Origin of the sequence: Rhizobium sp. BK098, from assembly GCF_014193155.1 — a bacterium.
Classification (GTDB): Bacteria; Pseudomonadota; Alphaproteobacteria; order Rhizobiales; family Rhizobiaceae; genus Rhizobium.
Genome location: NZ_JACHYY010000001.1, coordinates 654,045 through 668,353, shown reverse-complemented (window position 1 = coordinate 668,353; position 14,309 = coordinate 654,045). Strand labels below are relative to the sequence as shown.

General features: G+C 58.3%; 11 protein-coding genes. 5 read left to right on the top strand and 6 right to left on the bottom strand.

Going from position 1 to position 14,309, the window contains the following annotated elements:
- Positions 1–12: 12 nt before the first annotated feature.
- Positions 13–2,013, top strand: coding sequence for an ASKHA domain-containing protein (locus FHT73_RS03230; RefSeq protein ID WP_183710149.1), 2,001 nt, complete (start codon positions 13–15; stop codon positions 2,011–2,013).
- Between the two features lie 18 nt (positions 2,014–2,031).
- Here the strand turns inward: FHT73_RS03230 and FHT73_RS03225 are convergent, their stop codons facing one another.
- Positions 2,032–2,931, bottom strand: coding sequence for a LysR family transcriptional regulator (locus FHT73_RS03225; RefSeq protein WP_015340229.1), 900 nt, complete (start codon positions 2,929–2,931; stop codon positions 2,032–2,034).
- A 119-nt stretch (positions 2,932–3,050) separates the two neighbouring features.
- Here FHT73_RS03225 and FHT73_RS03220 point away from each other — a divergent pair, with 119 nt between their 5' ends.
- The 3 genes from FHT73_RS03220 to FHT73_RS03215 all read left to right on the top strand — a co-directional run bounded on the left by FHT73_RS03220 (position 3,051) and on the right by FHT73_RS03215 (position 4,889).
- Positions 3,051–3,296, top strand: coding sequence for a hypothetical protein (locus tag FHT73_RS03220; protein WP_015340230.1), 246 nt, complete (start codon positions 3,051–3,053; stop codon positions 3,294–3,296).
- A 66-nt stretch (positions 3,297–3,362) separates the two neighbouring features.
- Positions 3,363–3,566, top strand: coding sequence for a DUF1127 domain-containing protein (locus FHT73_RS29400; protein WP_112605449.1), 204 nt, complete (start codon positions 3,363–3,365; stop codon positions 3,564–3,566).
- 303 nt (positions 3,567–3,869) lie between these two features.
- Positions 3,870–4,889 (top strand): GlxA family transcriptional regulator, encoded by a 1,020-nt coding sequence (locus FHT73_RS03215; RefSeq protein ID WP_348627044.1) that lies wholly within the window; start codon positions 3,870–3,872, stop codon positions 4,887–4,889.
- A 40-nt stretch (positions 4,890–4,929) separates the two neighbouring features.
- On the opposite strand, the gene FHT73_RS03210 is transcribed toward FHT73_RS03215, so the two are convergent.
- From FHT73_RS03210 to FHT73_RS03195, 4 genes are all read right to left on the bottom strand, one after another.
- Positions 4,930–6,261: a diguanylate cyclase gene (locus FHT73_RS03210; protein ID WP_183709778.1), complete on the bottom strand. Its 1,332-nt coding sequence runs from the start codon at positions 6,259–6,261 to the stop codon at positions 4,930–4,932.
- A gap of 175 nt (positions 6,262–6,436) precedes the next feature.
- The gene (locus FHT73_RS03205; protein ID WP_183709776.1) at positions 6,437–7,276 is read right to left on the bottom strand and encodes a response regulator; all 840 of its coding nucleotides are present in this window, start codon (positions 7,274–7,276) and stop codon (positions 6,437–6,439) included.
- Between the two features lie 221 nt (positions 7,277–7,497).
- The gene (locus FHT73_RS03200; RefSeq protein ID WP_183709774.1) at positions 7,498–10,095 is read right to left on the bottom strand and encodes a mechanosensitive ion channel family protein; all 2,598 of its coding nucleotides are present in this window, start codon (positions 10,093–10,095) and stop codon (positions 7,498–7,500) included.
- A 417-nt stretch (positions 10,096–10,512) separates the two neighbouring features.
- Positions 10,513–11,928: an FAD/NAD(P)-binding protein gene (locus tag FHT73_RS03195; protein ID WP_183709772.1), complete on the bottom strand. Its 1,416-nt coding sequence runs from the start codon at positions 11,926–11,928 to the stop codon at positions 10,513–10,515.
- Between the two features lie 642 nt (positions 11,929–12,570).
- Between FHT73_RS03195 and FHT73_RS03190 the strand changes: the two genes are divergently transcribed.
- Positions 12,571–13,785, top strand: a complete 1,215-nt coding sequence (locus FHT73_RS03190) for an SfnB family sulfur acquisition oxidoreductase (protein ID WP_183709770.1) — start codon at positions 12,571–12,573, stop codon at positions 13,783–13,785.
- 20 nt (positions 13,786–13,805) lie between these two features.
- On the opposite strand, the gene FHT73_RS03185 is transcribed toward FHT73_RS03190, so the two are convergent.
- Entirely contained in the window at positions 13,806–14,273 is a 468-nt protein-coding gene (locus FHT73_RS03185) for an Rrf2 family transcriptional regulator (RefSeq protein ID WP_015340239.1), read from the bottom strand.
- Positions 14,274–14,309: the final 36 nt, after the last annotated feature.

Sequence of the window (14,309 nt, the reverse complement as noted above, 5' to 3'; positions counted from 1 at the left end):
CTCGTCCTTTTCATGCCGTCCGGCAAGCGCGGCCACTTCCCCGTGGGAACACCTGTGCTGGAGGCAGCCCGCCAGCTCGGCGTCTATGTCGAGAGTGTCTGTGGCGGCCGTGCCACCTGCGGGCGTTGCCAGGTATCCGTGCAGGAAGGCAATTTCGCCAAGCACAAGATCGTCTCGGCCAATGACCATCTTTCGCCGATCGGGCCGAAGGAAAAACGCTATGCCGAGGTGCGCGACCTGCCCGAAGGCCGCCGGCTCTCCTGCTCCGCCCTCATCCAAGGCGATCTCGTCATCGACGTACCGCAGGATACCGTCATCAACGCACAGGTGGTGCGAAAGGCGGCCGACGAGCGCGTCATAGCCCGCGATCCGGCCGTGCACATGTGCTACGTCGAGGTCGAGGAGCCCGATATGCACAAGCCGCTTGGCGATCTCGATCGCCTGAAGGCGGCAATCGCGGCCGACTGGAAATACGACAATCTCGAGGTGGATTTCCACCTCATCCCGCAGGTGCAGTCGATCCTGCGCAAGGGCGAATGGAAGGTGACGGCCGCCATCCATCGCGATCAGGAGAGCGAACGCCCTCGCCTCATCGCGCTCTATCCGGGCTTGAAGAACGAGGCCTATGGCATTGCCTGCGATATCGGTTCGACAACGATCGCCATGCATCTGTCGTCGCTGCTCTCGGGCCGAACCGTCGCCTCGGCTGGCGCCTCCAATCCGCAGATCCGCTTCGGCGAGGATCTGATGAGCCGCGTCTCCTATGTGATGATGAATCCGGACGGCCGCGAGGCGATGACCAACGCCGTCCGCGAAGCCTTGAATGGCTTGATCGACAAGGTCTGCGCTGATGGTGGTGTATCGCGCGAGGATATTTTGAATGCCGTCTTCGTCGGCAATCCGATCATGCACCATCTTTTCCTCGGCATCGACCCGACGGAACTCGGCGGTGCGCCCTTCGCGCTTGCCGTATCCGGGGCAGTGCATCTGAAATCGGCCGAGATCGGCCTGCCGATGAACACAGGCACACGCGTCTACATGCTGCCCTGCATCGCCGGCCATGTCGGCGCAGATGCGGCTGCCGCGACACTTGCCGAAGGGCCGCATCGTCAGGATGAAATGATGCTGCTGGTCGATATCGGCACCAATGCGGAAATCGTGCTCGGCAACCGCCATCGCGTCGTCGCCGCTTCCTCGCCGACCGGGCCTGCCTTCGAAGGCGCGGAGATTTCCAGCGGTCAGCGCGCCGCTCCCGGCGCGATCGAACGCGTGCGCATCGATCCCGCCACCCTCGAGCCGCGCTACCGAGTCATCGGCATCGAACAGTGGTCGGATGAGCCGGGCTTCGAAGAGGCTGCCGCCAAGGTCGGTGTGACAGGCATCTGCGGCTCGGCCATCATCGAAGTCGTCGCGGAAATGTTCCTGACCGGCATCATCTCGGAAGATGGCGTCGTCGATGGCTCCATGGCTGCACGCTCGCCGCGCATCCTGCAGAATGGCCGCACCTTCTCCTATCTTCTGCGAGATGGCGAACCGCGCATCACAGTCACCCAGAACGATATCCGCGCCATCCAGCTTGCGAAGGCAGCGCTTTATGCCGGCGTCAAGCTGTTGATGGACAAGCAGGGCATCGATCACGTCGACCGCATCGGCCTCGCCGGCGCCTTCGGCACCTTCATCGATCCCAAATATGCGATGGTGCTGGGGCTCATTCCCGACTGCGAACTCGACAAGGTTAAGGCCGTCGGCAATGCCGCCGGCACCGGTGCGCGCATGGCGCTGCTCAACCGCGGGCATCGTCGCGAGATCGAGGAAACCGTCAGGAAAATCGAGAAGATAGAAACGGCTCTTGAATCAAAGTTTCAGGAGCATTTCGTCTACGCCATGGCGCTGCCGAACAAAGTGGACGCCTTCCCGGAGCTCTCGAAGGTAGTGACTTTGCCCGAGCGCAAGCAGATCTCCGACGATGGCGGAGAAGGCAGCGGCCGCAGGCGTCGCCGCAGCCGCGAATAAAGATCGACTGGCCGCGATTCACGCGGCCATTTTGCGCCCGATCTCGACGAAGGCCTGGCGAATGCTGTCTGCCACCGCTTTCATCGGTCCGGTCATCTGCGATGCCGTCAGCAGACGAATGTCGAAGGACGTCAGTTCCGGCAGCCCCTCGTTCGGTCCGAGAATTTCCATGTCATCGGTGATGTAGGAGCGCGGGAATGGCGCGACGGCAAGATCGGAAACGATCGCGGCGCGCTGCGCCATCGTATGGGCGCTGAGATAGGAAACGCGATAGGCGCGCTTCTGCCGCTCCAGCTGCGCCATGGCTTCAGACCGCCAGATGCAGCCCTCTTCCCAGATCGAGATCGGCAGCGGATCGCGGCGATAGGCGGTACCGCACTTGGCGCCGGCCCAGACGAGACGCTCAGTGTAGATGACCTCACCCTCGGTCGGGAAAGGACGCGTCGCGCAATTGATCAGCGCGAGGTCCAGCCGCTGTTCCTCGATGCGCTTCTTGAGCTGGATGCTCATATCGACGACGACATCGACCATGATGCCGGGATATGTCTCAGAAAAGCTCTTGAGGATGGTCGGCAGCAGGCGTTCGCCGATATCGTCAGGCGCCCCAAGCCGCACGACGCCGCTGAGTTCAGGCATGATGAAGCGCGACACCGCCTCATTGGAGAGCGCCAGAATATTGCGCGCATAGGAAAGCAGCATCTCCCCGTGCTGCGTCAGGCTCACCGAGCGCGCATCGCGCAGAAACAGCGTCACGCCGAGCTGCTCTTCCAGCTTTTTGATCTGCATGGAAACAGCTGACGGCGTACGAAAGACCGCATCGGCCGCGGTTGAGAAATTCCCCGTTTCGGCAATCGCCACAAAGGTACGCAGAACTTCATTGTCAAGCAACGGTATGGGCCGGCGGAACGGTACGGTCATATCGACTACCTTTCAATTTTTCTGATCCTAAGCACCATATCATTTCATTTGTCTGAATGTCAACGAAGCACCATATTAGACGTAATGGAAATTCATCGCAGCCTCAAAGGAGTAAAATCATGGCTGGCATGGTATCGGACGAAGCCTCACGGCTTTTCTCTCTTTTACGCCTCCGCAAAATTCAGCGGATGGCGCAGCATACGCTCGACGAGATTGCCACCCGCTTTCCCGCTCATCTGATCGATGACGTCAATGCACGCGGCCTCCCGCCGGATCGCACATTGTCGGCGCTGGAGCGGAAACCCGGCAAATTGCGTTCGTTCAATAATACTAATGGCAGCTATAAGATCTATTCGTTTGATTGATAGATCTGGCAGGCCCATATTAAACCCGTGACATTTTGAGCGGTTGACACTGAAAGGACCCTGAAAATGACGACCATCAGCTATAGACAGACCGGCACGCGGAACCCGTTTCCGTCAGGCGGAAGTTACATGCCCTTCTTTTCTCGCCTCGCTAAGCGCTGGCAGCAGTGGCGCTCCCTTCGCGAGCTTGAATCTCTGTCCGATGACATGCGCAAGGACTTGGGCTGGCCGGCCGCAAACGAAATCAAGAAGCCGAAGGCTACCCGATGATAATCAGCAAGAACAACGGCTGAAGGCGGCGCTCAACCCAAGCGAGCGTCGCCTTTTGAACATTTACGCATCAAGATGCGAATCGCATTTTAATCCTGAGAATTACCCACAAATATATTTCGTCGCTTGAGCATATTGCTCGCTTCCCCTTTGCTTCTCTCCTTCATAGCCCAATTTTTCAAAGTAGACGCAAATATCCCTTTGCGGCCGCGATTATCCATGCCAATGTCGCTTATAGACCATCGGGCCGGCGTATTTGACGCAAGGAATACGTAACGGCCCTGGAACATGGATTTTCACGACATGAGCAAGACCCCGATCAAGACGCGCTCCCTGGTTTTCTTCCTTGTTCCGCATTTCACCATGCTGCCGTTTTCCGCCGCGATCGAGACGCTGCGGATTGCCAATCGCATGCTGGGCTACCCCGCCTACACGTGGCGGCTCGCCTCGACGGACGGTCAGAAAGTCTATTCCTCCAGCGGCATCGGGCTGGAGGTCAATTCTTCCCTTACCGACGAGCGCCGCTATCTGGGCGGCGAGAACCGCCCGAACATGGTGCTGGTCTGTTCCGGCATCTATGTCGAAGAATTCCACAACAAGTCGGTCAATGCCTGGCTGCGTGAGACATACAATCGCGGCGTCGCCGTCGGCAGCCTCTGTACGGGCGCGCATGTGCTTGCCCAAGCAGGATTGCTGAACGGCAAGCGCTGTGCGATCCACTGGGAGAACCTGCCGGGCTTTTCGGAAACCTTCCCGCAGGCGGAAGTCTATGCCGATCTCTACGAGGTCGACAGCAACCTCTATACATGCGCCGGCGGCACCGCCTCGCTCGACATGATGCTCAATCTCATCGGTCAGGACTTTGGCGAAAACCTCGTCAACCGCGTCTGCGAACAGCAGCTGACCGATCGTGTCCGCAGCCCGCATGACCGCCAGCGCCTGCCGCTGCGCGCGCGTCTCGGCGTGCAGAACTCCAAGGTGCTATCGATTATCGAGCTGATGGAAAGCAACCTCGCCGAGCCGCTGTCGCTGCTGGAAATCGCTGACGATGCCGGCCTGTCGCGTCGGCAGATCGAGCGCCTGTTCCGGCAGGAAATGGGCCGCTCGCCAGCACGCTACTATCTTGAAATTCGTCTGGATCGCGCCCGGCATCTACTGGTGCAATCCTCCATGCCGGTCGTTGAAGTGGCGGTCGCATGCGGCTTCGTATCGGCCTCGCACTTCTCCAAGTGTTATCGCGAACTCTATAATCGCTCGCCGCAGCAGGAGCGCGCAGAGCGCAAGCTGACCATGTCGACCAACCGCACCGGCATCGTCGTCTGAGACCGACGGAAATCAAGGCAATCGGATTATTGCAGGCGGCTTACTGGGCCGCCTGTTGGGCCATCTTGAAATCGGAATAGACCTGGTTTCGGCCATTGTGCTTCGCCATGTAGAGAAACTGGTCGGCAGCATTGAGATAGTTGTCGAAGGACTCGTAGCCGGCAATTTCCGCAACCCCGATGGAAACAGTCACCGAAAGCTCTTCGTCGTCGGCATGAACCTTCAGGCTCGCAAGGCTGAGGCGGACCTCATCGCACAGCTCGGTTGCCGCACGCGAATTCATTTCCGCAAAAAGAATGGCAAACTCTTCGCCCCCAAGGCGGGAGAGCAGATTATCCGTGCCTTCCAGAAGCGTGTGAAGCCTGCCGGCAACGGCCTTCAGCACTTGGTCTCCGATCTCGTGCCCATAAGTATCGTTCAGATGCTTGAAATGATCGATATCGAGAATGGCAACGGAGCTCGGACGCTGACGACGCAGGCATTCATTGACCAGACGCGGGCCATGATCATAGAAATAGCGCCTATTATAGAGACCGGTCAGGTAGTCGCTCGCCGCTGCCGCCCGCAATTGCTTCAGCTGCGACAGCGTCTCCACATTCAATGCGATGCGGCATTGCAGCTCTTCCTGAACGAAGGGCCGATAGATGAAATCGCTGGCACCCGCCTTCAGAAATGTCGCAGACAGCAAACGATCGTTCGAAGACGAAATGCCGATGATCCGCATCCGATCCGAGCCATAGCGGTGGCGGATGCGGCGGGTCAGTTCATGCCCGTTCATGTCAGGCATATTATAGTCGGTAACGACGATTTCGATGTCGTCGAATGTTTCGAGCATTGCCAGGGCCTCGACACCCGTGCCGGCTTCAGCGACCCTGAATTGCTGGGCGTGCAGCAAGTCCGTCAGCATTTTCCGCGCCGAAGGCACATCATCGACGACCATCACGCGAACGGACCGATTGGCAATGGCGCGCCGGACGGAGGAAACGAGATTGTCGAGGGCGAACTCGCCATCCTTGAGCACATAGTCGACGACATTGCGCTCCATGATGCGATTGCGCGTCGCTAAGTCGAAAGATGCCGTAAAAACGATGGTGGGAATGTCATGGGCGACGGCAACATCCAGGGCTTCTCCATGGGCAGCGTCGGGGAGGTTAAGGTCGATCACCGCCATCGTGAAGCTGCGATCCGCCCCTGCCAGCACCTCGTTCAGCACTTTCAATGAAGAGCAATGGGTTACCGCAAGACCGAGTTCGGTTTCGAACCGATGCGATAGCACCGCCGAAAACATGCGCGAATCCTCAACCAGAAGTATTTTCTGGCTGCCGTCGCGGTGACCGATGCCACCGCTGAGGTTTCCCGCATGCAGTACCATTTCCCTTCAATTCCTCCCACACCATCAGGTGTATGAATATTCAGTCAATTGCAGGTCTGCTAAACCGTCTTGCCCGTATCCTGAACAGGATTCGTGAAAAAATTGGAACCGCCGATTGCGGAGATTTACATAAAAGTGATTTTTCCTCACTTTTTCTGGATTGCTCAAGCCGATTTTATCGGGCCTGTACCTCCCTAGCGGGCGGCTGAGCCGACTGAATCTGCAACAGCGTGTCGAGATTCTGATTCACGCGGCAGTAGAATTCCTCGTCGATGAATGGCCGCAAGATGAAATCATTGCCGCCCGCTTTGAGGAAACGGGCAGAAAGCAGCCGGTTGCTGGATGACGAGACACCGATAATGCGCAGCTCATGGGAGCCGGTGGTCGCGCGGATGCGCCGCGTCAGCTCGAATCCGTCCATGTCGGGCATATTGTAGTCCGTTACCATAAGGCCGATATCCGAGCTGGCCCTCAGGATATCGAGCGCTTTTGCACCATTCTCCGCAACGCTGACGCGGAAATTGTAGCGTTTCAGGCGGCTGGACAGCAAAGCGCGGGCCGTTGCGCTGTCGTCGACGATGAGAACGTGGTGACGGTGGTTGGTCAGAAAGCGGCAGATCGATTCCGCCAGCATATCCACCGCAAAGATATTGTCCTTGAGAATGTAATCCACCACATCCTTGGCGATCAGCTCGTCGCGCGTGCCTTCGAGAAAAGTGCCCGTGAAGGCGATCGTTGGAATGCTGAGATCGAGAAGATAAGCCAAGGCCTCTCCCTTCTCGGCACCCGGCAGGTTCATATTCGAGATCGCCAGCTTGATCGGCTCCGACGACTTGTCGTAGGCAAGCTGCAGTTCTTCGAAATTGCGGCAAATCTCGACGTCGATGTCCAGAAGCTCCTTCAGCTTCGCCCTGACCATCGATGTAAAGAGATTGGAATCCTCGACAAGAAGAATGCGCGAGCCGGCAAGAGACGCGCCGGAATATTGCATCCCCGAAACACCCAGAAATGGCATAATGAAAACCTGTTTTTGAAAATGATCCCCTCTGTATTGTTTTAAGACAAAGCTTTTGCGTATTTGTTAAGTCGATTGGTTTCCCGGAAGTGAAGAAAATTATGCCGGTCGGCCGACGCCGTTCGAGGCGCGGGCCTTTCTTGCAGCGCATTGTCCATGTCGAGAAGTCGGGCTTAAAGCTTCAGACGGAGCACACAGGCGGCGGTTTACCTGCGTGCAACTTACTCCGCTGCGGTCCGGCCACGACGCCGGCTCGCCCCCTTTGCCCCCGGCACTTTATCTTCGCGGAACGAAGCAGAGCCCTCCTGAATGGCATCTCCGGCCTCGGGCCCGTCGGCAGCATCCGTCAGTGCTTCGGCTGTAGCATCCAGCTGCCTGCCTCTCCTACCGTCGCGAACGATATGCAGTTCCTGATGTGGATAGGGAATTGAAATCCCCTCCTCGTTGAAGCGCTTCAGGATTTCGATGCGCAGATTGTTGCGGATCTCCATGCCGTCGGAGAGATCGGACAGATAGAAGCGCATCTCGAAATCGAGCGATGACGGCCCGAAACGCAGGAACTCCACATGCGGCTCCGGATTCCTGAGCACCTTCGGGATCGAGCGTACCAGCTCCAACAGGATATCCATCACCTTGCGCGGATCGGCATCATAGCTGACGGATACGGGGATTTCGGAGCGGCCGAGCCTGTTGCGATGCGTCCAGTTGCCGAGGGACGCGTTGATGAGCTCGGAGTTTGGCACGATGATAGACTGCTTGCGGAAGGTCTCGATCTCGGTCGCACGCACCGAGATGCGCTTGACGATGCCTTCCGATGTACCCGAAACGATCCAGTCGCCAACCTTGAACGGCCGCTCGACCAGCAGGATCAGGCCCGACACGAAGTTCGACACGATATTCTGCAGACCGAAACCGATACCGACCGAGAGGGCACTGGCGACGAGCGCCAGGCTGGACAAATCGATGCCGGCAGCGGAAATGGCAAAGATCGCCGCCAATGCTATGCCCAGATAGCCGATGCCGGTTCTCACCGAATTGCGGACACCCAGATCCACCTGCCCGCGCGCCATGACATTGCTGTCGAGCCACCGCTGGAACCAGCGCGTCACCAGATAGCCGCCCGCAAACAGCAGGATACCGACAAAGATGCCGAGCAGCGAGATCGACATGTTACCGATCTTGATCTCGGTAAAGAGCCTGTAGGCGAAGGCTTCCAGATCCTGAATGTGGAAACCCCAGGAGAGCAGAATCAGGGGAATGCCCGTCAGCAGCGCGACTGCGTAGGTCGCAAGTCCGGCTGCGAGACCTGCCTGATCAAGCGCCACCTCACGCAGCTTCAGGCGGTTTTCCAGAAAGCGGCCGATAATGGTTTCGGCAAAAACGCCCTGCTTGGACACGGCCTTGCCGAGCTGAAAACCGAGATACATGGTTGCAATGACAGCACTCGTCACGATCATCTGCGTTGCCATGAAGCGGGCAAGCCCCACATAGCCGATGAACGAGGTGAAGATCACCAATATGCCGAGAGCGCGAAGAATGATGGCCATGCCATGCGGCCAGTGGCGGCCAGGCGCATCCGGATCGCCATTCTTGGCCAGCATCGGCGAGCCGAAGGATGCCGCAATCAGGATGAGGCCGATCAACAGTGCGGCCAGGAAGCTTTTCGCCACGGTAACGACGACCGGTGATCCCATGGACTCGCTGATGCGGTCGAAGACATAATCCAGCCCGTTGACAACGGCCATCGCCTGAAGGCACCAGGTGAGCGAATGCGCTCCCTTATTTGACAGCTTGACCAAGCGCCAATGCGGCCGGAATGGCGCGAAGACGGCGTTGCTGAGGCGACCGACAAAATAGACGAGGCCGATAAAGCCAAAGACCGCCGCCAGTATCGGCGCGATGTCGGGCCGCAGCACGTTGAAATTCGAGAGGAAGAAGAAGGATGTGACAAGAAAGGCTGCCAGCGACAACGTGCGGATCAGCGTCGACCAGAAGGCGACGGAGAGTCGGCTGATATAGGGCGGATTCTCGATAGCCTCGTCCTGCACGTAGTAGCGGCGGAACAACCGATAACCCCCAAAAAGAAATATCAGCGCAGCGCCGATTGACAGGCAGACGGCAGCCAGAAGCGAGGCAAGCTTTGCCTTGAGCACGAAGGCGATCCAGCTCGTCACCGCGGCACTAAACTTGACGCCCTCCTCGACCAAAGCCGCGCCTGCATCGTCGAATGTCGTGGTGGAAACCTCCGTCCGCTTGAATAGCGTCTCGGCAAACAACTTTCGGCGCATCTCCATGAATTGCATCGAAAGCCGATTGCTTTCTGCGGTCAGATTGTCTGCATCCAGGATCACGGCACTGATCTGCGAGCGTTCGGCATTGAGCCGGTCGCGCTCCTGTGTCACGATCGGAGCCTCAGGCGGCTGGCCTTCCTTCGGGGCAGCACCGAGTTGCGTCAGGCGTGCATCGATCTCGGCGGTACGGGGTTTTAGGCGCGCGGAAATAGCAGCAGTGGTGCGATTGAGTTCGTCAACCTGGCCGGAGAGCGCTACGAGCGTCTCATCATCAGCTGTTGCCTGCTTCGCCGCCTCCTGAAGCGATGCGTAGGTCTTCTTTGCCTTGCCGAGTTCGGTGACGGCCGTGTCCAGCAGCCCATTGGCGAGCTGTCCGGGCGGTTGATCCGTTTGCTGCGATGTCTGGGCCGGCTGCTGATCCTGCGCAAAGGCATTCTCGCCCACCAGCAGCGGACCGACGATGGCAAACATAGCCAATCCCAGCAGCAAAAAAGGCAATAGAAAAACACGAGATTTCAGCGGGCGCAAGCAGAGCTCCTCGTTGCACATGAAGTCGCAGCCAATGGATGACCGAAATCTCCGCAAAAACAGAGATCCGACTCGTCCTATAATATGATTGCGAATTCCATAGTCTTTACGCGTACGCCTTGTAAGACAAAGAAAGGCGACACGAAGGCATTTCACGCCCTTATCCTGTCCAGAACCTCGCTCAAAACTTGGCAACGCCGCCTCATACTGGACATAACCTATCGCACGGACCAGCGCCCATCCAGAAATAGGCCAGAGAACCACCTTGGCAATGATAGATTATACGCGCTGGGCAATCAGGATGAAGGTGGCGCCATGATCGGCGCCCGCAGCAAGCCGCTATTCTGCCGCGACGCGGTACGCTTAACGAACCAAACGATCGCCACCTTGCTTGCAAATGGAGACGCTGCTGAGTGGTCAGCCCGCCTTGCATTGCGGATGAAAACGTTCCGCCACGCTTTCGGCGGCCGCATAGGCCTGCGTCACGATCTCAGGCACGAGATCGATGTCCGGGAGACTTCCAAGCCCCAGGGGGCCGATCGCAAAGAGTCCCTCCGTCGAACGCCCATTGACCTCGAGTGCACCCGCTGCATCGACCGCGAGACCAAGGCCGAGCTCGTCCGGCACCGCAAGGCCGGCGTCGATAAGGCTGCGCAGCAACGGCGCATTCAGATCGGGCGCCTGGCATCGACAATCGATCACGTCATCGGCATAGAGCTGCTCGGTCTCCTGTCGTCCCGCGGGCCTCAAAACCAGCCCTGTCGGCGTCCGCCGGATGAAGTGACCGCGCCGCAACACCGTGTTGCCCTCAGCCATCTCCTGATTGAGGCGAACATGCAGGGCTTCGGGCAACCGATTGCGATGGCTGTCATAGAGCGCCCGCAGATGACGGTTGAACTGCTGCTTCCGACCGGCCGGCAGGGATCGCCATAGCGATCGGGCGTGCTTGCGCAAACCATTCATGACTGACTGCCAGCTCTGCCCGTTCGCCTCCGCCTCCTCGCAAGCGCGGCGAATGAAGCGAACAATTTCGCTGAGTTTGTCTGGCATCTCATCTGCAGGGAAAACCGGGTCGGCATTGTTGCGCGTATGGCTCTGCGGCAGGAAGCCCCGCCGCGAAACGATGGTGATCTGCCCCGTATAGCCGTTTTCGCGCATCTGCAGCAGCCGATCGACCACGCGCAGGCCGCTTCCCAGCAGGATCGTGTGCGGTCGCGACACAAGGCGTCGCGCACGAACGGTGGTCGGGACCGTCACGAGATCGCTGGCCTGCGCCTCCCAATCGGCAATGCCGTAGCCCGTTGCCAGCACCACCATATCAAATGGCGCATTGCCGGCCCCGTCGCTCTCCACCACGAAACGGCCGCCGCGAACACGCCTGAGACCGAAGACCGTCTCGCTGCGGACCTGCACTGCCACATCGCGCCGTGATGAGAAGGCTTCCGAAAAGCGCTGGTAGACGTAGTCGCTGAAAATGCTCTTCGGCACGAAGATCTGCAGGAAACCCGGTATGGCGGCGGGGACGGCGCTACGGAAAGGCGCATTGCTGGAGAGCCATTGATTGAAATCGTCGGGATCGCCGGCAGAGACCGAAAGATCGCGTACGCGACTGTTGAGGATTTCGCTGCTGTGTCCCGAGGCGAGCGCCTGACCACCGCTGACGCTGGAATTGGGATCGAAGAGCTGCAGATGGAAGGGAAAGCGCACTGTCTTCAGCAGGGCGATTGCCATCATCATACCGGAAAAACCACGTCCGATCACGGCAATCCGCGGCATCACATAAGCCGACGCCGCCGCATTTGTCCTGGCGGAAAAGAATCCCTGAACCGTCATATCAACTCCTGGGGCGAGAGGTGGTCGATCATGCCTTTCTTGGGCTTGTCACTTAACTGCCCGAAATTCAAACTCTGATCTGACGCTCGACAACCGAAGAACGGCGGCTGACAAAACGCATAAGAGCCGCTTCGGGTCTCAAAATTCCACCATTCTTCTCCAACGAAAGAAAGGTGCGACAGGCAGGTCCAACTCGGTGCAATATCCGATGCCTGCAATCGTCCGCCATTGCTTCTTGAAGCGATGAGGCGGCATGATTATTGTCATTGTCTACTTATTTAGTCGTATATGAAAGCGCGAAAATGCGCCTCTAGCAAGCGCTTTCTTCTGCGGGCGGAATCGGATCGGCGATAATGCGGCTTGAAAAACATCCAGCGGTCGGTTGCTTTCTTCGTGCCGCGCCTTCGATTGAACTGGGAAAAGGAAAGCAATTCCGGGCGCTAAGATCAGATTTCGAAACCGCTTTCGCTGTGGAGGGAATGGCATTGGAAGGCATCGAGTTCGCTATTCGACCTACTGACATCGGGTCGAGCGCTTACAATTTTTCAGTCGGCGCCTATTATACAGAAGGGTGCGAAACCAGCATCTCGCTGATTTGCCACGCTCTGAGGAGCCGAGCCGGCGCTGGTCGAGGAGTGACAAATGGGGACTGTTTCCCAATTGTATGAACGCGTCAGGCCGCCCGCCCATCGCGTTCAAAGCGAAGAAGAGGCGCTCGATATTGCGCGCTCGTTTGCGGCGGCCTTTGCACAGCAGGCGAGCGACCGCGATATCAACCGCATCCTACCCTATAACGAGGCCGAGGCTCTATCCCAATCGGGGCTGCTTGGAATTTCCGTTCCTTCCGAAAATGGCGGCATCGACATTTCGAACAGCGTTCTCGCCGAAGTCATCGCCATCCTTGCGGAGGCCGATCCTTCCATCGCGCAGATATTGCAGACGCATTTTCACGTGCTGGAAGCGGTCAGAATTGGCGGCGGTGAGGACCAAAGGGCACTCCTTTTCGATCGCGCCATTACCGGCGATCGTTTCGCGAGCATCTTTTCCGAGGCCGGTGCAAGCGGCGCCGACCATTCCTGGCATCTGACATCAGACGGGCCTGGCTTCCGCCTCAACGGACGTAGCAGGCCGTCCGCCAGCATTCTCTTTTCAGATTGGATCGCGCTGTTCGCGGCGGACAAACGCCAGGGATCGATAGCCGCTGTCGTGCCCAGAAATGCGGAAGGCATCCAAATCATTGACGATTGGGACGGCTTTGGTCAACGCACCTCCGGAAACGGCACGGTCATATTGCATAATGTCTATCTCGATACCGACACCCTGCTCGTAGACCGAGAAAAGTTGGCGGAGCCGACGGTGATCGATTGCGTGAACCAGCTCACGCGCGCTGGAATCAATCTCGGTATCGCCAGATCCGCACTGGCAGCGACTATGGAGTTCGTGCGGGCGCGTTCTCACCCGGGGGAAAGCGATGGCGATGAGCAAGCCGTCAACGATCCGCTGATCGTAACGAGAATCGGAGAAATTGCCGTCCGAATCGAAGCGGCAACGGCAACGATGGAACGAGCCGGCGGCAAGATCGACGCGGCGCAGATCAATCTCACGGAAGACCACGTCATCGATGCGGCGCTCTCCGTTGCGGCAGCCCAGACGATGACGGCTGATATTGCGATGGAGGCAGCCGACACACTGTTCGAGCTTGCCGGCACGGCGTCGGCGGGCATCGGCCTGAACCTCGACCGCCATTGGCGCAACGCCCGCATCCATACGCTGCATGAACCGGCCTGCCAGAAATACCACATCGTCGGCAACTACCATCTCAACGGCGTGAAGCCATTGAAGAGTTGGTTGCCTTGAAAGCCCAGTTACGTCGAAAATCAGGCGGTATGAGAAGCGCGTCGATCTTCCCGTTCCGGGACGTCGAAATCCGCACCGCCGGCGACGAATTGTTCCAGCGACATGTTGTCGAGAATTTCGGCAATCGCGTCACGCACCTCCGTCATCGAGCGCCGTACCTGACAACGCTCCGGATCGGAACAGTCGTCGCAGGCTTCATAGGCCGTGCGGCTGGCGCAGCGGATAGGAGCCAGCGGACCGTCCAGGGTACGGATGACGTGGCCGATGCGGATTTCCGAGGCGGGACGCGACAGCGAATAACCGCCGCCTGGCCCCTTCTTCGAACGCAACACGCCGGCGTTTCGCAATTCGAGCAAGATGGTATCGAGAAACTTCTTCGGAATATTGTTGCGTAACGCGATATCGTTGATGAACGCGGTTTCACCCGGGCCGAGGCGTGCGAGATCCACCAGCGCCTTCAATCCGTACTTTCCTTTTTTCGTAAGCATCGCCGTCCGCTTTACTGCAAAGTCAGTTGTTGAAAA

Bases quoted from the DNA above. Each gene is read 5' to 3' on its own strand.
- FHT73_RS03205 (WP_183709776.1), bottom strand. From the start codon at position 7,276: ATGCCATTTCTGGGTGTTTCGGGGATGCAATATTCCGGCGCGTCTCTT.
- FHT73_RS03210 (WP_183709778.1), bottom strand. From the start codon at position 6,261: ATGGTACTGCATGCGGGAAACCTCAGCGGTGGCATCGGTCACCGCGAC.
- FHT73_RS29400 (WP_112605449.1), top strand. From the start codon at position 3,363: ATGACGACCATCAGCTATAGACAGACCGGCACGCGGAACCCGTTTCCG.
- FHT73_RS03195 (WP_183709772.1), bottom strand. From the start codon at position 11,928: ATGACGGTTCAGGGATTCTTTTCCGCCAGGACAAATGCGGCGGCGTCG.
- FHT73_RS03230 (WP_183710149.1), top strand. From the start codon at position 13: ATGCCGTCCGGCAAGCGCGGCCACTTCCCCGTGGGAACACCTGTGCTG.
- FHT73_RS03220 (WP_015340230.1), top strand. From the start codon at position 3,051: ATGGCTGGCATGGTATCGGACGAAGCCTCACGGCTTTTCTCTCTTTTA.
- FHT73_RS03185 (WP_015340239.1), bottom strand. From the start codon at position 14,273: ATGCTTACGAAAAAAGGAAAGTACGGATTGAAGGCGCTGGTGGATCTC.
- FHT73_RS03225 (WP_015340229.1), bottom strand. From the start codon at position 2,931: ATGACCGTACCGTTCCGCCGGCCCATACCGTTGCTTGACAATGAAGTT.
- FHT73_RS03215 (WP_348627044.1), top strand. From the start codon at position 3,870: ATGAGCAAGACCCCGATCAAGACGCGCTCCCTGGTTTTCTTCCTTGTT.
- FHT73_RS03190 (WP_183709770.1), top strand. From the start codon at position 12,571: ATGGGGACTGTTTCCCAATTGTATGAACGCGTCAGGCCGCCCGCCCAT.